This is a genomic window from Dactylosporangium sucinum, from assembly GCF_014647515.1.
In the GTDB taxonomy this organism is placed as follows: Bacteria; Actinomycetota; Actinomycetes; order Mycobacteriales; family Micromonosporaceae; genus Dactylosporangium; species Dactylosporangium sucinum.
The window spans coordinates 29,646-53,628 of sequence record NZ_BMPI01000052.1 but is presented as its reverse complement, the minus strand read 5'-3'; the positions used below and the strand labels follow the sequence as shown (position 1 = coordinate 53,628).

Here is a 23,983-nt window from a genome sequence, read left to right as displayed (position 1 = left end):
TCGCCGCCCGCCCGGTTGCCAACACACACGCACAAATTTCCGAGGGGCGCGAAGGCTCGGTCGGGCGGAATCACCATTTCCTCATCCCTGAGCGCATCGTCCGGCCGCGCGCCCGGCGACGTAGCGTTGCGACTGGGTACCGCCGTTGTTAGCTCTCTCGCGTTGAGGTACAGCCGGAGAGGAGGGCACCATGGCCTTCGAGAGGATGAAGGAGTCCGCCAAGCGTGGCCTGGCGACGGGCCGGGCGCGGATGGATGAGACGCGAGCCCAGCGGCAGCGCGAAAAGCTGCTGTACGAACTCGGCAGGACCAGCTACGCCGAACACGCCGGCCACGCGACACCCGAGGCCGTCTCCAGCAAGCTCCGCGCCGTGGACGACTTTGAGCAGTCGCTTCGCGAGAAGCAGGAGTGGCAGGCGAGAGACATCATGCACCCGGGAGCCGAGTGCGTCGACCAGGACGAGACCGTCGCGTCGGCCGCGCGGAAGATGCGCGATCTCGGCGTCGGTTCCCTGCCCATCTGCGGCGTGGACGACCGGCTGCACGGCATCATCACCGACCGCGACATCGTCGTTCGGTGCATCGCCGAGGGCCAGGAGCCCGGCCAGGTCAAGGTGCGGGACCTGAGCCTGGGTGAGCTGGTCTGGGTCGACGCCGACGCCGGCGTCAACGAGGTGCTGCATCAGATGGAGGATCACCAGGTCAAGCGGCTACCGGTCATCGAGAACCACCGCCTGGTCGGCATGATCAGCGAGTCTGACCTGGCCCGCAACCTCGATGATCACCGGCTCGCCGAGTTCGTGGGAAAGGTCTACGCGACGCCCTGACCCCCCATGAACCCGCCCGGGAGGGCTCGATCCGAGTAACCGGAGGCACTGGTGACGATTGCTGTGTCCAGCCCGGTGTCAACGAGGGCGACGAGATTCCCCGGCGCTTCACGTGCGACGGCATCGACGTGTCACCGCCGCTCAACTTCACCGGACTGCCCGAGCAGACCGCTGAGCTGGCCGTGCTCGTCGAGGACCCCGACGCCCCCACCGGCACCTTCACGCACTGGGTCATGTGGGGTATCGAACCTGACCTGTCGGGCCTGGGTGAAGGTGAGGCGCCGACGGGCGCCGTGCAGGGCAGGAACGACTTCGGCAGGCGGGCGTACGGGGGGCCGAGCCCGCCCCGTGGCCGGTCACATCGGTACGTCTTCGAGGTGCTGGCCCTGTCCGAACCGCTCGGCCTTGCCGAGGGAGCATCCGCTGCCGACCTGCGTCGGGCGACGGCGGGGAAGGTGTTGGCCTCGGGCCGCCTGACCGGCCGCTATCGGCGAGGCTGAGCCCTCATCGACAGGGCCGCCGGGCCCGCCGCCCGGCGGCCCGCCGTACGCCTCATGTCTGGGGAGTCGGGTCAGTCCCGCCCGCTGTGGCCGCCGGGGTCGGCAGGCTCTGCCCGAGCTTGTCGACCTGGGTGAGCACCGCCATGTACCCGGTGCCGGTGAGTGTGCCGTCCTGGTACAGCTGGTCGAGCCGGTCGAGCAGGCTCGCCAGTCCGGATGCGGCGCCGGCGTCGTCGCCGCGATCGAGGTCGCGGGCGATGTCGTCGAGCCGGCGGTTCAGCTCGCGCGCGGCACCGTTGCCCAGGCTGCCGGCCCCGGCCTGCTCCTGCACGGCGGCGCGAGCCGCGGCCAGTGCCGCCTCGGTCGGGTCGATCGCCGGGTCGCTCGTCGGGTCGCTTGTCGGCTCGCTCGTCGGCTCGCTCGGCACCTCGGTCGGCGCCGGGCTCGCCGGGTCGGTCGGTGTGTCGCTCGGTGCCGCGCTCGCGATGTCCTCGGACGGCAGGGACCGGGTGGTGTCCGAGGGGGTGGGCGCCGCGGCTGGGTGGTCGGACCGGCCCGGGAGGGCCCCGAGCGCAAACACGACGGCGACGGCGGTCGTGCCGAGCGCCGCCAACGCGATCCCGGCCGAGCGGCCCCGTCGCCGGGCGGCCGGCGCGGGCGGCTCGCCGGGCACGGGCAGGACCCGCGTTGCCGGCCGCACCGCGGCGCGGCCGCGGATCGGCGCCTTGCCCCCGAGCGTGGCCGGTCCGACACCACGCGGGAATGCGGCCGTTCCGGCGGGGTGTGCGGACACAGCCGCGGCCCCGCCGGCCAGAGCCGCGCGGACCTGCACCGCGCTCGCCGGCCGGTCCGCCGCGCGCTTGGCCAGCAGCGCGCCGACCAGCCCGCCGAGATGCGGCGGCAGGCCGGGCCGCCGGACCGCCACCGGTACCGGTGCCTGGTGGACCTGCTGCCAGGCGACCTGCACCGGCGAGTCGGCGGTGAACGGCGGGCGGCCGGTGAGCATCGCGTACAGCACGCAGCCCAGCGCGTACAGGTCGGTCCGGGCGTCGACGGGCTCGCCGCGGACCTGTTCCGGCGCCATGTACGAGCTGGTGCCGATGACGGTGGCGGGGGCGGTCAGCGCGGTCTGCGCCCGATCGGTGATGCGGGCGATGCCGAAGTCGCAGACCTTCACCCGGCCCTCGCCGTTGATGAGGATGTTGGCCGGCTTCACGTCCCGGTGTACGACCCCGGCGTCGTGCGCGGCCGCGAGGGCGTCACACACCTGCTCGGCGATGCGCACCGCACGCCGCGGATCGAGCGGCCCCGCGGCCAGCTCGTCGGCGAGGCTGTGCCCCTCGACCAGTTCCATGACGAGGTACGGCGTACGGTCATCGACCCCCACGTCGTACACGGCCACGATGCTCGGGTGCGACAGCTGCGCAGCGGTGTGCGCCTCGCGTTCGAACCGTTCCGGCAGTGACGGATCGGCGCCGCCGTCGTCGTGCAGCATCTTCACGGCCACGCGTCGGCCCAGCCGCCCGTCGACGGCCAGCCACACCTCGGCCATGCCGCCCCGGCCGATGACCGATCGCAGCTCGTACCGGCCGTTCAACACACGCCCTACCATCGTGCTCAACGATGACACAACCGCCCAAGTCGACTCGCGGGAACGTCACGGTACGTCACGACAGCCGAACGCCTGGTGTCCTCCGGCCTGCTGCCTGGCGCTTGCCGAGTGGTCAAACGGCTCGAACGTTCTCCGCTTGGGGGCCCTTCTGGCCCTGCGTCACGTCGAACTCGACCTTCTGACCCTCGTTGAGCTCACGGTAGCCACTGCTCGCGATGGCCGAGTAGTGCACGAAGACGTCGGGTCCTCCGTTGTCCTGCTCGATGAAGCCGAAGCCCTTTTCCGAGTTGAACCATTTCACGGTACCGCTTGCCACGCGTTCCTCCTGAACACCGAACCCAACGTTGGTGCCGGTGGGCGTACCCAATCGGCGACGACAGAAACCCGGAGGGCGGCCACCGGGTGACATGGCCGGTCAACAATGGGCAGATGACCGGGATCCGGCCCGCTCATCCGTCATGCTTGATCAATGATGAGTCGGGTCGGGCAGGCGTTGGCCGAGCTACGCCATGAGGTGACGACGCCGGGCGTCGGCCTGGACCGGCTCCGCCTTGTCGAGGTGCCCCTTGTGCCCGAAGTCCAGCTGTATCTGGCCGAGGACGCCATCGTGTGGTGGGCCAGGATGGAAGCGCGGGCCGGCGCGAAGCTACCGCCTCCGTTCTGGTCCTCCGCGTGGGCCGGAGGCAAGGCGATCGCCCGATATGTCCTGGACCATCCGGCGACAGTGGCCGGCCGGCGGGTCCTGGATCTGGCCGCCGGTTCGGGGTTGATCGCCATCGCGGCAGGAAAGGCCGGCGCGGCCGCGGTGACCGCGAATGACGTGGACCCGTACGCGGTCGCCGCGATCACCCTCAATGCGGAAGCCAACGGTGTGCGCGTCGCCGAATGTCTCGCGGACCTGCTCGACGGGGACGGCGGTGACGCCGAAACGGTCCTGGCTGGTGACATCTTCTACACCGGGACCATGGCTCCGCGCGTTCTGGCCTTCCTGGAACGCGTTGCGGCGCGCGGCGCCCAGGTGCTTGTCGGCGACCCCGGCCGGGAGCATCTGCCCCGCGCTCGCATGCAGACCGTCGCCACCTACCAGTTGCCGCTCGTGGACGCCTTCGCCGACGCCCAACTGACCCAGATGAACGTGCTGCGGCTGCGTCGATAACCCCGCACGGCAATGCCACCCACCGTGGTTACCGGGTGCCCGGCGCAGGTGACTGGCAGCGCGGTCCGGGCCGCTTGCACGGCTTGGTGTTGCCCTGATCGCCGTCCTTGCCGTGGTCCTTGCCCGGTCTCGCCGGCGGGATGCCGTTGCCTTCGAGGTCTCCGCCCGGTCTCGGCTGGGACGGCAGCTGGACCTTTTCCGTCTTGTTCAGGGCCGCGTTCATGAACTTGCGCCAGACCGGCGCCGCCATGGTCGCGCCGAAGAGGCGTTGGCCGTTGTTGTTGACCAGCTTCTGTTCATCGTTCTTGTTGCCGATCCATACGGCAGCGGCCAGTCCGGGTGTCTTGGTCTTGTCCCGGCCGGGTGGTGTGAAGCCGACCATCCAGGTGTGCGCATTGTCGGAGGTGTCACGCAACTGCCAGGTGCCGGTCTTGCCGGCCGCCGGTCGGCCGTTCATGTCGGAGGCGGTCGCCGCGGCGACCTTGCTCAATGCGTACGTGACGTTGTCGGCCATCGCGTCGGTGAACCCTGGGATCTGCTTGGGGTTGATGGTCTCCCCGTAGACGCGTTGGCCCTTCTTGTGTACCTCCTGCACGAAGTGGACCGATGCCGCCTTGCCCCGAGCGGCGAACGTCGCCATGCCGTTGGCGTGGTCGAGCACGGTCACCGGGAACTGCCCGATGCCGAGTTCGGTGCTGAACCCGAACTCCGACGGGTTCTTGGTGGCCAGGTCCAGCCGGCCCTTTTCCGGATGCCACATGGAGCGAATCCCCGCCGCGCGGGCCACCTCGAGCACCTTGGGCCAGCCGACCTCCTCCGCCAACGCGAAGTACGGCGTATTGAGCGACTTCTCGGTCGCCTCCACCAGCGTGCACCACGTCTCGCAATCGGCCGAGCCGCCGTCGTTGTTCTTCACCGGGCCCGGCTTCTGGCCGGTGATCCGGTGGCTGCGCGGGAAGTCCTTCGGGCTCGTGCTGTCCCAGTGGGAATCGATGGAGTACCCGTTGATGAGTCCCGCGGCGAGCGTGTAGACCTTGAACGAGGACGCGGGCGGGTGCGCGCCGAACTCGACCGGCTTGCCGTCCGACAGCACCGGGTCGGCGTACCAGCCGGCGTAGTCGCTCCCATCGCCCTGCGATCCGCCGTAGTAGGCACGGACCCGGCCGGTGCCCGGCTCGACGGCCACCAACGCGCCCTGAAGATTCGGCGGCTGGCCGAACAGCGGTGAGTCGGCCGTGGCACCGCTGGCGTACTTCAGCGCGGCGTCCTGCATCGGCTTGGCCACCGTGGTGTAGATCTGCAGGCCACCGTTGCGGATCTCGTCGGTCGAGAACCTGGGCCGCCCGTCCGGCCCGTTGATCTTGGAAAGCTCGTCCATCACGTGGTGGACGATCAGCCCCTCGGGCTTGTCCAGGCCCCACTGGGCACGCAGCCGAGAGTCCACCACCGGGTCGACCTTGATCACGTTGTCCGGGTACTTGAGTTCGTCGGCCGCCTGCTGGGTCAGGTAGCCGAGTTGGACCATGTTGGGCTTGATGTAGTTGTGGAACCGCTCCTTGGCCGAGTCGGGGTTCCGCGTCGGGTCGTACGGGCTGCCCTTCTTCGGGTCGGAGCCTTCCGGATCCTTGATCAGGCCGGCGAGCACCATTCCCTCGGCGACCGTCAGGCTGTTGACCGGCTTGCCGAAGTACGCCTGCGCAGCCGCCTCGATACCGTATGCATGCCGGCCGAAATAGACCGCGTTCAGGTACAGCTCAAGGATCTTGTCCTTGTCGTATTTCTCGTTCAGTTTGGTCGCGATCACCGCCTCGCGCACCTTCCGCGCATACGAGATGCCCTTGAGATCGGCAAGTTTGCGGGCGTACTGCTGGCTGATCGTCGAGGCGCCCTGCCGCTCACCGCCGGTGAAGTTGTTCCACGCGGCACGGGCGATGCTGGTGTAGTCGACGCCGTCATTGGTGTAGAAGGTCATGTCCTCGGTGGCCACGACCGCCTGCTGCACGTGTTTGGGAACCTTGTCGAGGGTGACCACGGTCCGGTTCTCCTCGCCGATCCTCGCCATCGGGGTCTGGCGGTCGGCGTAGAAGATCGTCGTCGACTCGTACATCTGGAGGTCCGGCGGCAGGTCGACCGAGTCGAAGTAGTAGGTGCCGGCCACCAGTCCGATGCCCATCAGCATCAACACGGCGGCGGTGGAGGCGATGATGACGTTGCGCCGGCGCCACCGCTTCGGTCGCCCGCTCGCCTGCACCCCGGTCGATTGCTCCGACCCGATCTCGCCGCTGTCGACCGCCGCGTCGCCGAAGCTGGGACCGGGGCCGGCGTCACCGCGGCTGGAGCGGCCGGTCAAGCGGTCGATGATGCCGCTCACCCCGTCGGCGGGGCGCCGATGCCGCCCTGGTGGGTTGTCGCGACGGCCCACCGCGCGCACCCGGCCCACCGCTCGCATTCGGGTCCACCACCGGCTGATGCTGGGCGAAGACGAGCTGCGCGGCCCCCTCACTACCACAGACTCCCACCTTGTTCGGACATGATTTGCCATCAGAAGGAGCGTCCACGTCGGTCGCTGCGTTACACCCCTCCCGGGCAGTCGACGGCTGACCCTATAACCACCCCTGGCGGGCGCACTCAAGCCTTCTCGTCACCACTGCAGCGTGTTCTCATGCCGGAAGGCGGTGATCCATGACACCCCAGTCGATGGTCGATCCCGCCCCGGTACATCGATCTGTGGAAGGTGAACGATGCGCAAGAAATCAACGCTACGGATGGCGGTCATGACCGCTGCCGTGGCGGCTTTCGTGGCCGGGGGTGGAGGCTCCAGCGTGGCCGGCACGGCGGGTGCCGCGCAGGCCTCCGCCGGCGCCGCGGCGTGTGACCCGGGTGCCGGCGGGACCAGCGCGGCGCGGATGAGGCAGGGCGCCACCGCCCAGGAGCCGGAGCTGTACTCGAAGAACGAAGCGAACGCCTACGGCGTGATCAAGGATTCGCCGCGGCTGCCCAACGGCAGCGTCACCGTGCCCACGGTCTTTCACATGATCTCCGACCACCCGTTCAGCGCGGCCGAGAAGGACCGGTGGAACACGCTGATCGCGGCGCAGATCGCGGTGCTCAACGATTCGTACGCGGGTCGTACGGCTCCGGACGCGTCCGACACGCCGTTCCGGTTCTCGCTCACCAGCACGACCTGGACGGTGAACAGCGACTGGTACACCGTCGTGCCGGGCAAGAACGAGCGGGACATGAAGCGGGCGCTGTACACCGGCGACGCCCGCACCCTCAACGTGTACGCGGGCAACATCGGCGGCGGGCTGCTCGGCTGGGCATACTTCCCGAAGGGCTACAACAACGGCCGCGACTACATCGACGGCGTGGTCATGCTCGACGAGTCGATGCCCGGCGGGACGGCCGGCAAGTACGCCGAGGGCGACACCCTGACCCACGAGGTCGGGCACTGGCTGATGCTCGAGCACACCTTCGCGCACGGGTGCGCCGCGTCCGGCGACTTCGTCGAGGACACCCCGCGGGAGGCCATCCCGCAGTTCAACTGCCCGGTCGGCGCGGACACGTGCACCGCTCCCGGGCTGGACCCGATCCACAACTTCATGGACTACTCGCAGGACTCCTGCATGAACATGTTCACCGCCGGACAGGCGGACCGGATGAGTGATGCCTGGGTGGCATTCCGCGCTGGCGGCGGGAAGTAGCCAGATCGAAGCCAGCGCTGGCCCACCCCGTGCGTCACGTGGGTGGGCCAGGCGGGTTCATGATCGACTTACCCCACGTTCATCGGGGCGACCGGATATCGTCGTTGCGGCGTGACAGCGTCATTCCGCATGTCCCATCGTAAGTTTCTCGTCGTGCTCACGGCACTGGCGATGACCTCGGCCGGGCTCATTCCCGGCAGCGCCGCTGGCGCGCACAGCCAGCGATCCACCTACTGGGACCGGCAGGCCACCTACCCCGTCTACGAGAACCGGCCCGCCGGCGAGGACCCCGCCTCCGCCACCGCGGCCGAGATCTCTGCCGTCACCGACGACGGCCGGACGCTCATCTACACCGACGCGCTCGCCAAGCGTATCGGGTTCCTCGACATCTCCAAGGCGGGCAAGCCCAAGGGCCTCGGCACGCTCGGCGTCGACGGCGAGCCTACCTCCGTCACCGTCCGCGGCGACTACGCGCTCGTCGTCGTCGACACCAGCGAGAGCTTCACCAACCCGTCCGGCGTGCTGCACGTGGTGCGCATCAAGGACCGGAAGTCCGTGCGGACGCTCGACCTCGGCGGGCAGCCCGACTCTGTCGCGCTGAGCAAGGGCAAGGACAAGCGGTACGCCGCCATCGCCATCGAGAACGAGCGCGACGAAGACGTCAACGACGGCGACCTTCCGCAGGCGCCGGGCGGGTTCGTCCAGATCGTCGACATGCCGTCGGACAACCCGGGCAAGTGGTCCGTGCGCAAGGTCGCGCTCCCCGCGAGCGAGCTCAAGGGCATCACGGCGCCGGAGGACCCGGAGCCGGAGTACGTCGCCATCAATGATCGCGACAAGCTCGTCGTGACCCTGCAGGAGAACAACGGCATCGTCGTCATCGACCTGCGCACCGGGCGCATCGAGAAGGCGTTCAGCGCCGGTACCGCCACCGTCACGGGCATCGACACCAAGAACGACGGCAAGATCGACCTCACCGGGCAGATCACCGATGTGCCGCGGGAGCCCGACTCCATCGCGTGGGTCGACGACCGGTACGTCGCGACCGCCAACGAGGGCGACTGGAAGGGCGGCACGCGCGGCTGGACGGTGTTCGACACCTACACCGGCCGGGTCGTCTGGGACGCCGGCAACTCCTTCGAGAAGCTCGCCGTCACCTACGGCCTGCACAACGAGGACCGCGCCGGCAAGAAGGGTACCGAGCCCGAGGGCCTCGCCATCGCCACCTTCCACGGCACGCGGTACGCCTTCGTCGGCTCGGAGCGCAGCAACTTCGTCGCCGTGTACGAGCTGAGCAACCCGGCGAAGCCGGTGTTCAAGCAGATCCTGCCGACGACGAACGGGCCCGAGGGCCTGCTGCCCATCCCGGGCCGCGACCTGCTCGCGATCTCCAGCGAGGAGGACGACGCCTCGGTCAACGTCCGCTCCAGCGTCACCCTCTACGAGCTGGGCAAGGACAAGCCCGGCTTCCCGAGCGTGATCAGCCCGAACGGCATCGGCTGGGGCGCGCTCGGCGCGCTGTCGGCGGTGCCCGGCAAGCGGTCGAAGCTGTACTCCGTGACCGACGCGGCGTACACGCCCACCCGCATCCTCACGCTCGACGCCGGCAAGGCCCCGGTCGAGATCACCGCCGAGCTGACGGTGACGGACGCGGCCGGCGCCCCGGTCGGCTACGACGCCGAGGGCATCTCCGCCCGCCCGCAGGGCGGCTTCTGGCTCGGCGTCGAGGGCGTCACCGGCGCCGGCAACAAGCTGGTGCGCCTCGACGCCTCAGGGCGCACGGTCGAGACGGTGAACCTGCCGGCCGAGATCAGCGCCGGCCTCGCCAAGCAGGGCATCGAGGGCGTGTCCGCCACCAACGACCGCAACGGCGAGCACGTGTGGGTGGCGCTGCAGCGCGAGCTCAGCACCGACCCGAAGGGCATCGTCCGCATCGGCCGCTACGACGTGGCGACCAAGGCCTGGACCTGGTTCGGCTACCAGCTGGAGTCCACGACCACGCCGGGCGACTGGATCGGCCTGTCCGAGATCGTTGCCGTCGACGCCAACACCCTCGCGGTGATCGAGCGCGACAAGCTCAACGGCCCCAACGCGAAGATCAAGCGCGTGTACACGGTGACGGTACCGTCGAAGGACCCGGCGGCCGGCACCCTCCCCGTGCTGAAGAAGCACCTGGCCATCGACGTCCTCCCGGCCCTGCGCGCGGACAACGGCTGGACCCAGGAGAAGCTCGAGGGCCTCACCATCGGCGGGGATGGCCAGGTGTACGCCATCACCGACAACGACGGCGTCCAGGACGCCACGGGCGAGACGGTGTTCCTCCGCCTCGGCCCCGCCCGCAAGGTCTTCTGACCCCGGCAGCGCCGCCCCGGAAACAACCAGGGCGGCGCTCAACGGGCCGCCGCGGCGTTACGCTGGTCGTCGCGTCTCGGCGGGGGCGTCGGCCGGTCGGCCGCGGCGACGGCGGGGACGAAACGGGTGGGCATCAACCAGCTGAGGGGCTTCGCGGACAGGGCGCGCGTGCGGCTCACCGCGGAGTTCGGCGAGCAGGAGGCGTACCGCTGGTTCAGCCGGATCGTCGCGCGGCGATTCATGGAGGTCAACGGCTTCACCGGCGCCGCGATCGATGACGGCACGCCCGCCGTGTGGGCCGTCGTCGAAGACGCCGAGCAGGTGCTCACGCCCGAGGTGTGCCGGGACGTCGAGGTCGTTGGATGGCTGCACCAGTTCTACGGCGCCGAACGCAAGGACGAGGTCTTCGCCGGGATCGGCCGGGGACGCAAGGCCGGGGCGGCGGAGATCCCGGCGGCCACCCAGCTGTTCACTCCACAGTGGATCGTCCGGTACCTCGTGGAGAACTCGCTCGGTCGGCTCTGGCTGCTGAATCGGCCGGACTCCCGGCTCGCCGAGCGGATGCGGTACTACATCCCCCCGGTGCAACCGGAGACCGACTTCGTCAAGCTGGACAGCCCCGAGGAGCTGCGAATCCTGGACCCGGCCTGCGGGGCCGGGCACATGCTCACCTACGCCTTCGACCTGCTCCACGCGATCTACGAGGAAGAGGGATACGAGCCGGCGTCGATTCCGGGGCTGGTGCTCGCGAAGAACCTGCACGGCGTGGAGATCGATCCGCGGGCCGCCGAGCTCGCCGGGTTCGCGCTGAGCATGAAGGCTCGGCAGGACGTCGAGGCCAACATCCGGGTCCTCGACGCGGACACCTTCGGGTCGCTGAGCCGTGAATCCCTGGACCGGCGGTATCACGTCGTCGTCGCCAACCCGCCCTACCTGTACGCGAGCAGCATGGGGCCGACCCTCACCGCCTGGCTGCGGAAGCACTATCCGAACGCCAAGGCGACGCTCGACGTCGCGTTCATCGAGCGGGCGCTCGAACTCGCCGTCGAGAACGGGTACGCGGCGCTCGTCACCATGCAGAGCTGGATGTTCCTGTCGTCGTACAAGGCGTTCCGGGCCCACCTGCTCGACGAGTGCCGGATCGTGACCATGGCCCATCTCGGCGCGCGGGCCTTCGACGCCATCGACGGCGAGGTCGTGTCCACCACGGCGTTCGTGGTGCTGAACCAGCCGGACGAGGAGCGCGCAGGCGTCTATGTCCGGCTGGTCGGGGGCAACTCGGAGGCATCGAAGGCGGCCGCCTTCCGCGGCGGCGGAGGCCGGTTCGAGGTGTCCGGGCGTGCGCTGCGGACCATCCCGCAGGCGCCGATCGCCTACTGGCTGCGGCGTCGCGACGTGTTCGCCGGCGAGCGCATCGGCCAGCGGTTCCGCTCGGGCGGCCGGACCAAGACGCACGGCAATGAGCGGTTCGTGCGCTACGCGTGGGAGGTCCCGCCGGACTCGGACCGCTGGGCACCGTACTCCAACGGCGGCGGCTCCCGGAAGTTCTACGGCCTCATCTCGCAGGTCGTCGACTGGTCGCCGGAGGCGCGTGCCCACTACGCGCGGCACGGCGGCCTGCCGAACCCGGCCTACGCGGGCCGCCCCGGCGTCACCTGGTCGATGGTCGGCGGCACCGGGTTCCGGCTGAAGCCGGCGACCGCCCGCAACAGCTCCGGCTCCCCGACCCTGTTCACCGACGACGAGGACCTGCTCCACGCGACCCTGGCGCTGCTCAACTCCTCGGCCCACGAGTACCTCCTGCAGGCCCTGAACCCGACGGTCAACACCGAGGTCGTGGACGTCCTCGCCCTGCCGTCGGTGCCCGCCGGCGCCGAGCAGCGGCTGGCCGAGCTGGGGCGCGGCTCGGTCGAGCTGTACAGGGCCGACTGGGACGCCGCCGAGACCAGCCGGGACTTCGCCGGCTCGCCGCTGCTCGGCTACGACGCGCGGTCGCTGGCCGCGGCGGTGGCCGGGCTGGAGGCGGACGTGGACCGGCGCTGGGCCGAGATCGGCCGCCTCCAGCGGGAGATCAACGAGATCGCCGCGGCGAGCCTGGGCCTGACCGGCGAGGTCGACGTGTCCTCGACCGATGCCCGGCCGAAGCACGATGCGGTCCGCGACCTCGTCTCCTTCGCGGTGGGCTGCATGTTCGGCCGCTTCCGGCTGCCGGGGTTCGAGCCGGTCGACGTCATCGCGGAGCCCGACTTCGCCGACCGGTTCCGCGCGTTCCTGCAGCTGTCGTTCCACAACGACGAGACGGACCTGCGCTTCGTCGAGCACCGCCTCGGCAAGGACATCCGGCGGTACTTCGTCACCGACTTCTACAAGGACCACGTCCAGCGGTACAGGAAACGGCCGATCTACTGGATGTTCTCCAGCCCGAAGAGCGCCTTCAACGCCCTCGTCCACGCCCACCGCTACGACTCCGGCACCCCCGGCAGCGTGCGCAGACACCTGCACGATCAGGTCGAGTACGCCAACGAGCTGCGCGCCGCCGAGGGGATCGCCATCGACCTCAACGAGGGGATCAAGGTCAACTACGCGAAGCTAGGCCGGGTGCTCCGGAGGATCCCCGGGCTCTGAGGCGATCTGCCAGATCCGCGTCTTGCTGCCGGCGATCGCCAGCCGGAGCCCGTCGGGGTGGAACGCGATCGACCTGGGGTTCGCCGCCTCGATCGTGCGCAGCAGCGCGCCCGTCAGCGCATCCCAGAGCCGCACCTGTTTGTCGTTCGCCGTCGCGAGCCAGCGGCCGCTGGGGCTCAGCGCCATCGAGCTGACTCCCTTGCCGTGGCGGACCTGGACCAGGCGCTGCCCGGTCGCGGTGTCCCACAGCGCCGCCGTGCTGTCCCACGATGCCGTCGCCAGCCGGGTGCCGTCGCTGCTGAACGCGACCGCGGTGAGCTGACTCTTGTGCTGCACCCCGAACAGCCGCTTGCCGGTGTCCAGATCCCAGAGCGTGCCGAAGCGGTCGCCGCCGGTCGCCAACCTCGTGCCGTCGGGGCTGATCGCGAGGCACTTGACCACGCCGTCGAGCGGCAGGTCGCGGTGCCGGGCGCCGGTGCCGGCGTCCCAGATCGTCAGCTTTCCGTGGCGGTCCGGCCCGGGGCTGGGCCACAGTCCGGTGTGGACGGGGTCGCAGGCCGTCACGATCCACCGGCCGTCGGGGCTCAGCGCGAGGTCCTTCACCCGGGTGCCCGTGTCGAACCGGAGGAGCCGCTCGCCGGCGGCGAGCTCCCAGATGATGATCCGGCCGTCGTCGTTGCCGGCGGTCACGAGGCGTTCGCCGTCCGGGCTGAACGCGAGGGCGTCGATGCCGCCCTTGGGTTTCACCCGCGTCCGCAGCGTGCCGGAGGTGGCGTCCCAGACGCAACCGTCATAGACGTCCTCGACGGCGAACCACCGTCCGTCGCTGCTGAAGGCCGCGTGGTCGCCGAACCGCACCTCGATGGACAGCGCCCGTCGAGGCTCTTCGATCAACTCGGGCAGGTCCGGTGCGACCGGTGCCGGCTCCCGGGTCGGGGCCACGGTGGCCAGCCAGTCGCCGGCGACGGCGCTCGTGCCGGCCGGGGCGTGGATCGCGGCCAGGGTGCCCGGCTCGTCCGGGGCGGTCAGCGTCCACAGCATGCCGTCGCGGGTGCGGACCACTGCCAGGTCGGCGCCGGGCTCGTACTCGGTGCCGGGCTCGGCCAGCCACCGCAGTACCGTGGCCATCTCTCCCGGCAGATCCCACCGCAGCGGCACCAGGTCCGGCACCGGCGGGGACGGCGCGAGGCGGCGGGCGCCGGCTCGGCCGGCCAGCGCCGCCGCCCCCTGCACGACCGCGAGCTCCGGGTCCTCCGCCCAGCGGGCCGGCACGCGGAGCGCCTCGGCGACCGCCTCGCGGACCGCGGGCATCCGGGAGGTACCGCCGACGAGCAGGACCGCCGTGAGGCCCCGCGGGTCGACGCGGCACTCGCGCAGCAGCTCGCGGCAGCAGTCCACGGTCCGCTCCAGCAGGGGCGCGACGAGGGTGTCGAGCTGCGGGCGGTCCAGGCGGTACGGCGGGGCGAGCGGCGTGACGAAGTCCTCCACCGTCTGGGCGTCGGTGAGCTGGTGCTTCACGCCGCGGACGAAGTCGGCCAGCTGCAGCCGCATCCGCAGCCCGCCCAGGCCGTCCGCCGTCAGGGTCTCCGCGAGCGCGGGGCCGCCGGACGCGCGGACGTGGCTCGCCAGCAGCGCGTCGATGTCTCGGCCGCCGCAGTCGTCGAGGGCGGCGTGTCCGATGATCTCGTGGACGCCGTCGTCGCCGCAGCGGACCACCGCCGCGTCGAAGGTGCCACCGCCGAAGTCGTACACCAGGACGACCTGGCCGGCGGCGAAACCGGCGCCGGCGACCGGGGCGAACGCCGCCGCGACCGGCTCGGCGACCAGCTGGACCTCCGGGAACCCGGCCGCCTCGCCGGCGGCGACCATGAGCGCCCGCCTCGGGTCGCCCTCGCCGTAGGAGGCCGGAACGGTGAGCAGCAACCGGTGCACCGGCTCGCCGTGCAGCTCGGCGGCGCGGTCGCGGAACACGTTGAGCACCGCCGCGACGAGCTCCTCCGGCGCGTACGTCCGCTCGCCGAGCGGCACCGGCAGGGCCTGGCCGAGATCGCGCTTGAACTCGCCCCGGTATGCGCCCGGCTCGGCTCGCTTGCGCCGCTCGGCGGCGGTGCCCACGAGCAGCCGGTCGCCCTCCAGGGACACCGCCGACGGCCACGAGTAGAGGCCGCTCGACGGCTCCTTCAGCAGCCGCACCTGCCCGCCGGCGACCAGCGCCGCCGAGGACGCCGAGGTGCCGAAGTCCACCACCAGCGCCGTCGCGTCACCCATGACACCGTCCCTTTCGCCGGGTGTCGTCCACCGTAGTGATGAGATTCCCGGACGACCTCGGATGTTCCGGCGAACTTCGGTGCGGTCGGCGGGTGCTGCTCGACCGGGGCCGGGAATAGGTAGCGGTACCTATCGCGGGTGAGTACGCGCGCGCATGTCCCGCGGCGCGCCGGGCGGCACAGTAATCAGCATGGCTCGATGGTGGGGAGTTGTCGTGCTGGGTGGCGCCGCCACCCTGCTCTTGGCGTGGCTCGGGAAGCTCGCGGGCGTCTCGGTGTCGACGCTCGTGTCGGTCGGGGCGGCGCTCGCGGCGCTCATGTGGATGGTCGTGCTCGTCACGCTGCCGTGGAACCTGTACTTCGATGCCCGCCGGATCATCGCCGAGAACGCGATCTCGCGGGCGCGTGGCATCGAGGTGCCCGCCGCCCAGGACGTCGAGGCGGGGCGGATCGCTCGCTGGATGCTGCGCTTCGCGATCGGCGGGCACCTGGTCACGGCCGCGGGCACCGCGCTGTTCGCCGTCGTGTCGGGGGAGCTGGTCGGGTACTACCTCGCCGGCTTCTACCTGTTGTCGACCGCGCTGCGGCCGGCCGGGGCGTACTTCGGCCACCTCCGCGAGCGGGTCACCTCGCTGCGCCGCGAGAGCACCCACCCGCGCGACGACGTCGTGTCCCTGCAGGCGACCGTGCGCGAGCTGACGACCGCCGTGGATGCGCTCAAGCAGGAGCTCGGCGACGTGCAGGAGCACGCGGCCCGGCTGGAGGACGGGCAGCGCGAGCAGCGCCGCGCCAACGAGCAGCTCGCCCGCCGCATCGAGACCACGATCGACGGGATCAGCGACCACCAGGAGCTCCTGACGGGCATGCGGGCGCTGATCCGCATGATCCGGTCCGAGCCGGCCTAACTATTGGAATGGAACGTTCCGTTCTGTTACAGTGGAGGAGCAAGGGACGAGCGAGTACTTGGGGGAGCAGTCATGAACGAGCAGCCGGCCAGCACCTGGCCGATCCTCGACGAGGCGCACCGCGCGCTGCGGACCGTCGTCGCCGGCGTCCGCGACGGCGGCTGGGAGCGGCCCACGCCCTGCACGCAGTGGAACGTCACGCAGGTCCTGCAGCACGCCGCCGGCGACCAGCTCGGCTTCGCCGCGACGATCACCGGCAGCGGCTGGCCGGCGTACGACCCGTTCGCCCCGGACGGGCACCTGAACGGCGCCGACCCGGCCGACTTCGCCGGGAGCGCCATGCGCGCCGCCGCGGCGGCCTGGGCCACGATCCCGCAGGACGCGACCGACGCGCCCACGCCGCTGCCGCAGGGGCGCATGGCCGGCTGGCTCGGCGCGGGCGCCTGCGCCCTCGACGCGGCCGTGCACGCCTGGGACATCGCCGTCGCGACCGGGCAGCCGTCGCCGCTCACGCCGGAGCTGGCACGGGACCTGCTGGTCGTCGCCCGCGAGCTGGTCGAGCCGCTGCGGCAGTGGGGCGCGTACGCGGCGGTCGTGTCGGGTGCGGATAGTGACGACGAGGTCGACGAACTGCTGCGGTACCTCGGTCGCGACCCCGAGTGGTACGCCTGATCGGCTATCGTCCGGGGGCACAGCGGAACGGCGGACGGAGGAGCCCGATGCTGACGTTGCCGGAGGCGGCCGCCAAGCCCCCCGAGTTCGGCCGGGATGCGCTCATCGTCTGCGAGAGCCTGGTCCGCATCTACCAGACCGGATCCGTTGAGGTGCAGGCCCTGCAGGGGCTCGACCTGACCGTCGACGCCGGCGAGATGATCGCCGTCGTCGGCGCGTCCGGGTCGGGCAAGTCGACGCTGCTGTCCATCCTGGCCGGGATCGACGCGCCGACCGCCGGGCGGGCCCGGGTCGACACCTGGAACCTGCTCGACATGTCCCGCAAGGACCGGGTCCACTATCGGCGGCACACCGTCGGGTTCGTCCGCCAGCAGACCGCCAGCAACCTGGTGCCTTACCTGACGGCCCGCGAGATGGTCGACCTGCCGATGACGGCGGCCGGAGCAAAGCCAAAACTGCGGCGCGATCGTCCCGGTGAGCTGCTCGACGCGCTCGGGGTCGGGGACTGTGCGGACCGCAAGCCGGGGCAGCTCTCCGGCGGGCAGCAGATGCGCGTCGCCATCGCCGTCGCGCTCGCCAACCGGCCGAAGGTGCTGTTCGCCGACGAGCCGACCGGGGAGCTCGACACCGCGACGTCCGCCGAGGTGTTCGGGGCGCTGCGGGACGTGAACCAGCAGTTTGGCGTGACCGTCGTCGTGGTCACGCACGACGCCGCGGTCAGCGGGCAGGTCGAGCGGACCGTCGCCATCCGCGACGGGCGCACGTCGAGCGAGGTGCTGCGCCGCACGGCGACCAACGAGGACGGCGACACGCACGTGATCGCCGAGGAATACGCGGTGATGGACCGGGCCGGCCGGGTCCAGGTGCCGCGCGACTTCCGCGAGGCGCTCAACCTGACCAGGCGGGTCCGGCTCGCGCTGGAGCCCGACCACGTGACGATCCGGCCCGACGCATGAGCCTGCTGACGGTAAGGAACGTGCGCAAGGCTTTTGGGTCTGTGCATGCGCTCAAGGGCGTGTCGTTCGACGTCGCGGCCGGCACGATGGTCGCGCTCGTCGGGCGGTCCGGGTCCGGGAAGACAACCCTGCTGAACATCGTCGGCGGGCTCGACCGGCCCGACGAGGGCAGCGTGCACCTCGACGGCACCGAGGTCACCGGGCTCGACGAGGACGGGCTGTCGCGGCTGCGCCGGGAGAAGGTGTCATACGTCTTCCAGACGTTCGGCCTGATCCCCGTGCTGTCGGCCGCGGAGAACGTCGGCGCACCGCTGCGGCTGGCCCGCATGCCGGCCAAGGAGCGCGAGCAGCGGGTCGACCTGCTGCTCCAGCTCGTCGGGCTCGACGGGCACGCCAAGCAGCGGCCCGGCGAACTCTCCGGCGGGCAGCAGCAGCGCGTCGCGATCGCCCGGGCGCTCGCCGCCTCGCCCCGGCTGCTCATCGCCGACGAGCCGACCGGGCAGCTCGACGCCGAGACCGGGCTGTCGGTCATGGCGCTCATCCGCGGTGTCGTCGAGTCGGAGGGCGTCACCGCGCTCGTCTCCACGCACGACCCGGTGATGATGGCCCTGGCCGACCGCGTGATTAACATTCACGACGGGCAGCTGGACTGATGCTGAGGCTGCTGAGGCGCCGCACCCGCGCGCAGTGGCCGCTGCTGGTCGCGCTCCTCGGCGTCGTCGCGATCGGTGCCACGCTGCTGGGCACCTGCGCGCTGCTCGTCACGCGCACCGGGGAGCGGGCGCTCGAGGTGGCCGCGGCGCGGGCGCCGAGCGAGGCGGTCGACGTCACGGCGTATACGGTGACGGTCGCGGGCAAGGACGCCCGGTCGGTCGCCGCCGACACCGAGTCCGTGGTGACCGGCGCGCTGCGGCCGTTCGACACCACGACCCAGACGCGCGCGTCGTCGGTGCTGCGCGCGCTGCCCGGGCCGGCCGGCACGACGGTGCCCGCGCAGTCGTATCTCTCCGGCATGTCGTCGCTGGAGGACAAGGCCGAGCTGGTCGCGGGGCGCTGGCCGGCCGCCGCGGGCGACGCCGTCCTGCTCGAATCCACGGCTCAGCTGCTCGGGTTGAGCGTCGACGCGCGGGTCCGCCTGGGCACCGAGCTCGCCCGGCCCAGGACGGCGGACATCGAGCTGACCGTCGTCGGCATCGTGCGGCCGCTGCCCGGCGCCGGATGGGACCGCGACCCGCTCGCCGGTGCCGGCTCCGCGCTCGGCTTCCTCGACGGGAACTACAGCCAGCCGGTCAACGCCTACGGGCCGTTCATCGTCACCCTGCCCGACCTGCTCGACAGCGGCGCCACCCTCGACCGCCTGGAGATCACCGCCCACCCCGACCTGTCCCACCCCAACCGGCGCGACCTCGACACCGTCAACGCGACCGTGCGCGGCGCCGACCGCCGCCTCACCGGCACGCTCGGCGACCGGGTGCGGATCAGCCGGGTCGCCTCGGACCTGCCGGTGACCCTGTCCGCGGCCGACGAGCAGCAGCGGGTCACCACCGCCGTCGTGCTCGCCGTCGCCCTGCTCGGCGCCGTGCTGACCGCCACCGCCCTCGCGCTCGCCGGCCGGCTCACCGCGGGCGTCCGCGAGGGCGAGACCGCGCTGCTGTCGGCGCTCGGCATCAGCCCGGGGCAGTTCGCGGCCCTGGCGGCCGTCGAGGCCGGTGCGCTGGCGCTGCTGGCCGCGGCGCTGGCGGTGCCCGCGTCCTCGGCGCTGCACGCCGGGCTGACCCGGCTGCCGCCGCTGGACGGTGCCGGGCTCGCCGCCGGCCCGACCGTCACGCTCGTCCAGCTCGTCGCGGTGCTCGGCGGTGCGGTCTCGCTGGCCGTCGTCCTCATCGTGCGGCGCGCGCCCAGGGCGCAGCTGTTCGTCCGGTCCGGGGCCGATCTCGTGCTGGTGGCGTTCGCGGCCGTCGGGTGGTGGCAGCTGTATGCGCAGCCGACCGGCTCCAGCGCCCGCGCCGACGTCGTCCGCGTGCTCGCTCCGGCGCTGCTGCTCGCGGCGGGCGCCGCACTCGCGCTGCGGGTCGTGGTGCCGGCGTTGCGCGGGGCCGATCGGCTGGCGAGCCGGGCCCGGGGGCTGGTGCTGCCGCTCGCGGCGACCGAGGCGGCCCGCCGGCCGCAGGCGGTCGCGGCCGGGCTGCTCGTCGGGCTGGCCTGTGCCGCGGGCACGTTCGGGATCGCCTTCGACGCCACCTGGCAGCGCTCGCAACACGACCAGGCCGACCTGAGCGTCGGCACCGACCTGGCGCTCACGCTCAGCACGCCGCCGGGCGTCGGTCAGGGTGCCGCGGTCAGCGAGGCCACGGGCGGGACGGTGAGCCCGGCCGTCGATCGCGGTATCGCCGTCGGGCAGTGGCTCGGCAGCGGCGGGGATCCGCCGCGACTGGTCGCCGTCGACACCCGGCGGGCCGACGCGCTGCTGCGCGGGCGGCTGGACGGGTCCCGGACCTGGGCGGACGTCGGGGCGACCCTGGCCCCGTCCGCCGCGGTCAACGGGGTCGGCGTGCCGCGCTCGATCACCGGGACCGCCACCGGTGACAGGCCGCTCGTCGTGACGCCGCGGCTGCTGGTAGAAGACGACACCGGTCTGCGTGCGCCATGCGTGGGGACGCCGATCCCGCTCGATGGCCGCCCGCATGAGCTGCCGTCGTGTGGCGGGCTCAAGCTCGTGGCGGTGTCGTTGAAGGTCGATGCTCCGACGTTCGACTACTTCGATGACGGGCTCAGCAAGATCACGGTCTCGCTGCGGCTGCCGTCCGACGGGAGCGCCGGTGGCCGGCAGTGGACGATCACGTCCGCGCCGCCGGTGCCCACGCAGATCAGCGGGCAGACCGTCAGCGTCACCGCCGCCGAGCTCACGATGAGCGCGTCGGTGCGGTTCGGCGGGCCGCCGGACGCCGCGCGGACGCTGGTCGCGACCGCGTTCGAGGAGCCGGGTCCGGTGCCGGTCGCCGTCTCCGCGCGGTTCGCCGACGAGATCGGCGCGCACGTGGGGGACAAGCTCAGCATCACCATCGGCACCACGCCGGTCGCGATCACCGTCGCGGACATCGTCCCGGCCGTGCCCTCCGCGCCCGGCGCCGCCGCCGTCCTGGCCGACCTCGACCGGCTGTCCCGCGCCCTGGCCGTCGCCGGTGACCTGGCGTTTCCGGTCGACGCCTGGTGGGTCGGCGGCCCGGCGCCCGGCGCCGCCGACCGGCTCGCGGCGCTGCGCCTCGGCACCGTCACCACCCGCGACGGCGAGACGGCCCGGCTCACCCAGGGGCCGCTGCGGGCCGGGCTGCCGGCGGCGCTGCGCCTGCTCGTGCCGGCCGCCGCGCTGCTCCTGCTCGCCGGCGTGGTCCTGCACGTGACCTGCGACCTGCAGATCCGCGCGCTGGAGTTGGCCCGGCTGCGGGGCCTGGGCATGTCCCGCCGGCAGATCCGGGCGGTGCTGCTGGGTCAGCATGCCGGTGTACTGCTGCCGCTGCTCGCGGCCGGAGCCGCCGTCGGTGCGCTGGCGACCCGGATCGTCGCGCCGCTGCTCGTGCGCTCCGACACGGGCGCCGCGCCCACTCCGGGCGCGCGACCGGAATGGCCGTGGGCGGCTGAGGGCGTTCTCCTGGCTGCGCTGCTGGTCTTCGCGGCGCTCGCGGTGGCCGTGGTGGTGAGCGTCCAGGTCCGGCGCGCGGACGCGGCACACCTGCGGGTGGCGTCATGAGCGCGCTGCACTGGCCGAGCATTCGGGGGCGGGCGCGGGCCGACGCGGGGCCGCTGCTCCTCGTCGCCGCGGTCGTTGCCGCCATCACGCTGCTGGCGGGGGCCGTGCCGCCGCTGCTGCGCGACACCGCCGACGACGCCGTCCGCGACGCGGTTGCCACCGCCGGAGCCGGCCTCACCGTCCACGCCCTCTGGGAACGTGACGACGGCCCGACCCGCGGACGGGTGCGCATGCCGAGGCTCGCCGACGACGTCGACGACCTGCGCACCCGGGCCGCATCCCAGCTCGGGCCCGAGCTGCGTTCGATCCTCCAGCCGCCGATCGCGGTCGTCACCAGCCCGGTCCTCAACGTGACCGACGGCAGCGTGCTGCGGAAGTTCCAGCTCACCTATCTCGCCGCGGACGACGGACCCGACGTCACCTGGATCGCCGGTGCACCACCGGCGGGAACCGTCGACGACAACTACGAGGTGCCGTACAGTGCGCCGCCGTGGACCGTCCAGGTCGGGCTGTCCGAGCCGGACGCCGCCGCGCTCGGCCTGCGCCCCGGCGACCGCATCCAGCTCAAGGACGAGCAGAAGACCGTCAAGGACGTCCGGGTCAGCGGCATCTACCGGCCGGTCGACCCGGCCGACCCGGCCTGGCGGCTCGTCCCGGCGCTGCTGGGCCCGGTGGCCGGCGCGGACGGCATCGGCACCACCCGGTTCGCCGGCCTGCTGTCCCGCGACTCCCTGCCGGACGCCCGCCTCGCCTTCGACCAGGACAAGCTGGTGCGGGCCGTCGAGTTCGCCCCGCGTCCGTCCGCGCTCACCTGGGGACAGACCGGCGCGGTGGCCGAGGCGATCGTCGCGCTGAAGGCCACGTCGAGCTCCTCGGGCGTCTTCGACGACTCGCTGCGGTGGGAGTCGCACCTGGACGGGGTCCTCCGCGACGCCGAGCAGCGGGTCAACGCCGCGTCCGCGCAGGCGTCGGTGCTCCTGACGGCGGTGCTCGCGGCGACGGCACTGTCCCTGCTGCTCGCGGCCGACCTCCTGGTGCGCCGCCGGGTGCCGGCGCTGACCGCCGCCCGCCTGCGCGGCGCCTCCCTGCCGACGCTGTTCCTGGAGCTGCTGCTCGAGTCCGTCGCGCTGGCCGCGCTCGCTGGCGCGGTGGGCCTGGTCGTCGCGCTGCTGCTGACCGGCGGCGCGGGGCTCCTGTGGGCGCTCCCGGTGGTGCTGACGGCGGCCCTCGCGGCGCCGTTGCTCGGCACGCTCGCGGCGGCCCGCGCCACCAACGACCGGCGCGTCCCCGCCAACCGCAGCGCCCGCCGCTGGGCCAGCCGCACGGCCGCGCTGCGGCGCTTCGCCCTGGAGGGCGCGGCGGTCCTGGGCGCGGTCGCCGCGCTCGTCGCCCTCCGTCAGCGCGGGCTGACCACGGACGGCCTGCCGAGCGGCGGTTCGGCCCTGGGCGCGTTCGCGGGCGCGCTGATCCTCCTGCGGGTCCTGCCCGCCGGCACCGGCCTGGCGCTGCGCCGGGCCCTGCGCTCCCGCCGCCCGCTCGCCGTGTTCGGCGCCGCCCGCGCGGCCGAGACCGCCACGCGCGCGCTGCCGACCCTGGCGCTGGTGACGGCCGCGACGCTGGCGGCGTTCGCGCTCACAGTCGCGGCCACCGCCGCACAGGGCCTCTCCGACGGCGCTTGGCGCACGGTCGGTGCCGACGCCCGCCTCGACCTGACCGCGGAGCCGCCGCCGGGCCTCCCCGGTGTGTACGCGCAGATCTCCCAGGTCCGCCTCACGGCCGACGCGACCGCGGTGGACGTCCGGCTGGTGGTCGTGGACGCGGTCGCGTACCAGCGGTTGCTCGCCACGACCCCGCTCCCGGACGCCGCGGCCCTGTCGCAGCTGAAGTCCCCCGGGTCGCCCGTGCCGGCGCTTGTCCGCGGCTCCCTGCGCCCGGGCATGCACCTCCAGCTGCCCGCCACCGACGACACCCCGGCCGTCGAGCTGGTCGCGGTCGGCGCGGCGCCACCGGTCGGCGACGCCTCCACCGACGTCGTCATCGTGGACACCGCCGCGCTGGCCGCCGCCGGCCTGCCGACCATCCCGAACACGGTCTGGCTGACCTCCCGCGTGGCGCCTCCGGACGGCGCGGACCTGGTCCTGCGCGAGGACGTCCTGCGTGAGCGCCGGTCCGCGCCGCTGACCGCCGGCCTGCTCCGCCTGTCCTGGACCGCCGCGGTGGTCCTCCTGCTCCTCGCCCTGCTGGCGCTGGCCCTGGGTGCGGCGGCCGGCGCCCCGGACCGCTGGCAGACGCTGACCCGCCTGCGCACGCTCGGCCTGCGCCCGCGCGACGCCCGCTGGGTGGCGGTGGGCGAGCTGTTGCCGCCGGTGCTGCTGGCGGCCGTGGGCGGGCCGCTGCTCGGTGCCCTGCTGGCCTGGCTGGTGGCCGGCCCGCTCGACCTCCGGCTGCTCACCGCGCAGGACACGGCGCCGGCGCTGGTCCTGCCGTGGTGGTCGCTGGCCGCGGTGGCGGCGGCGCTGCCGGTGGCGCTCGCGGTGGTGGTACCGGTCGAGTCGGCGCTGCGCCGCCGCCAGCGGATGAGCGAGGTCCTCCGCGCCGGCGAGCGCTGATCTGCGGCCGAGCCCGGGTGCGGGGCGCCGAGGAGGTGGCGGCGGTCGGCT

The 23,983-nt window shown here is 72.4% G+C and carries 16 protein-coding genes; 12 read left to right on the top strand and 4 right to left on the bottom strand.

Annotated elements, in window-relative coordinates; translation table 11 throughout:
* Positions 1-190: 190 nt before the first annotated feature.
* The gene (locus tag IEZ31_RS57190; protein ID WP_229836323.1) at positions 191-826 is read left to right on the top strand and encodes a CBS domain-containing protein; all 636 of its coding nucleotides are present in this window, start codon (positions 191-193) and stop codon (positions 824-826) included.
* Complete coding sequence (locus IEZ31_RS39325) at positions 823-1,326, top strand: YbhB/YbcL family Raf kinase inhibitor-like protein (RefSeq protein ID WP_308429472.1); 504 nt, start codon at positions 823-825, stop codon at positions 1,324-1,326. The genes IEZ31_RS57190 and IEZ31_RS39325 overlap by 4 nt, the downstream gene beginning before the upstream one ends.
* Positions 1,327-1,378: 52 nt before the next feature.
* Here IEZ31_RS39325 and IEZ31_RS39320 read toward each other — a convergent pair whose 3' ends face one another.
* Both IEZ31_RS39320 and IEZ31_RS39315 read right to left on the bottom strand, forming a co-directional pair.
* On the bottom strand, positions 1,379-2,926 hold the full coding sequence (locus IEZ31_RS39320) for a protein kinase domain-containing protein (protein ID WP_190255191.1): 1,548 nt from the start codon (positions 2,924-2,926) through the stop codon (positions 1,379-1,381).
* Between the two features lie 124 nt (positions 2,927-3,050).
* On the bottom strand, positions 3,051-3,254 hold the full coding sequence (locus IEZ31_RS39315) for a cold-shock protein (RefSeq protein ID WP_190255209.1): 204 nt from the start codon (positions 3,252-3,254) through the stop codon (positions 3,051-3,053).
* A 156-nt stretch (positions 3,255-3,410) separates the two neighbouring features.
* Here IEZ31_RS39315 and IEZ31_RS39310 point away from each other — a divergent pair, with 156 nt between their 5' ends.
* Positions 3,411-4,094, top strand: a complete 684-nt coding sequence (locus tag IEZ31_RS39310; protein ID WP_190255208.1) for a class I SAM-dependent methyltransferase — start codon at positions 3,411-3,413, stop codon at positions 4,092-4,094.
* 28 nt (positions 4,095-4,122) lie between these two features.
* Here the strand turns inward: IEZ31_RS39310 and IEZ31_RS39305 are convergent, their stop codons facing one another.
* A complete protein-coding gene (locus IEZ31_RS39305; protein ID WP_190255190.1) occupies positions 4,123-6,726 on the bottom strand; it encodes a transglycosylase domain-containing protein in 2,604 nt (867 codons plus the stop codon).
* Between the two features lie 142 nt (positions 6,727-6,868).
* Here IEZ31_RS39305 and IEZ31_RS39300 point away from each other — a divergent pair, with 142 nt between their 5' ends.
* The 3 genes from IEZ31_RS39300 (at position 6,869) to IEZ31_RS39290 (ending at position 12,775) form a co-directional block, all read left to right on the top strand.
* Positions 6,869-7,798 carry a zinc metalloprotease gene (locus tag IEZ31_RS39300; RefSeq protein WP_229836321.1) on the top strand — a complete coding sequence of 310 codons (930 nt, stop codon included), beginning with the start codon at positions 6,869-6,871 and terminating at the stop codon, positions 7,796-7,798.
* A 129-nt stretch (positions 7,799-7,927) separates the two neighbouring features.
* Positions 7,928-10,150, top strand: coding sequence for an esterase-like activity of phytase family protein (locus IEZ31_RS39295; protein WP_190255188.1), 2,223 nt, complete (start codon positions 7,928-7,930; stop codon positions 10,148-10,150).
* A 168-nt stretch (positions 10,151-10,318) separates the two neighbouring features.
* Positions 10,319-12,775, top strand: a complete 2,457-nt coding sequence (locus IEZ31_RS39290; RefSeq protein ID WP_190255187.1) for an Eco57I restriction-modification methylase domain-containing protein — start codon at positions 10,319-10,321, stop codon at positions 12,773-12,775.
* Here IEZ31_RS39290 and IEZ31_RS39285 read toward each other — a convergent pair.
* Positions 12,740-15,043, bottom strand: coding sequence for an Hsp70 family protein (locus IEZ31_RS39285; RefSeq protein WP_190255186.1), 2,304 nt, complete (start codon positions 15,041-15,043; stop codon positions 12,740-12,742). The two genes, IEZ31_RS39290 and IEZ31_RS39285, sit on opposite strands and share 36 nt — an antisense overlap.
* 190 nt (positions 15,044-15,233) lie before the next feature.
* On the opposite strand from IEZ31_RS39285, the gene IEZ31_RS39280 reads away from it, so the two are divergent.
* The 6 genes from IEZ31_RS39280 to IEZ31_RS39255 all read left to right on the top strand — a co-directional run bounded on the left by IEZ31_RS39280 (position 15,234) and on the right by IEZ31_RS39255 (position 23,932).
* A complete protein-coding gene (locus IEZ31_RS39280; RefSeq protein ID WP_190255185.1) occupies positions 15,234-15,947 on the top strand; it encodes a hypothetical protein in 714 nt (237 codons plus the stop codon).
* 72 nt (positions 15,948-16,019) lie between these two features.
* Entirely contained in the window at positions 16,020-16,619 is a 600-nt protein-coding gene (locus IEZ31_RS39275; RefSeq protein ID WP_190255184.1) for a TIGR03086 family metal-binding protein, read from the top strand.
* 47 nt (positions 16,620-16,666) lie between these two features.
* Entirely contained in the window at positions 16,667-17,575 is a 909-nt protein-coding gene (locus IEZ31_RS39270; protein ID WP_190255183.1) for an ABC transporter ATP-binding protein, read from the top strand.
* Complete coding sequence (locus tag IEZ31_RS39265) at positions 17,572-18,228, top strand: ABC transporter ATP-binding protein (RefSeq protein ID WP_190255182.1); 657 nt, start codon at positions 17,572-17,574, stop codon at positions 18,226-18,228. Before IEZ31_RS39270 ends, IEZ31_RS39265 begins: the two co-directional genes overlap by 4 nt.
* Complete coding sequence (locus tag IEZ31_RS39260) at positions 18,228-21,323, top strand: FtsX-like permease family protein (protein ID WP_190255181.1); 3,096 nt, start codon at positions 18,228-18,230, stop codon at positions 21,321-21,323. Before IEZ31_RS39265 ends, IEZ31_RS39260 begins: the two co-directional genes overlap by 1 nt.
* Positions 21,320-23,932, top strand: coding sequence for an FtsX-like permease family protein (locus tag IEZ31_RS39255; protein ID WP_190255180.1), 2,613 nt, complete (start codon positions 21,320-21,322; stop codon positions 23,930-23,932). Before IEZ31_RS39260 ends, IEZ31_RS39255 begins: the two co-directional genes overlap by 4 nt.
* The last annotated feature ends 51 nt before the right edge of the window (positions 23,933-23,983 follow it).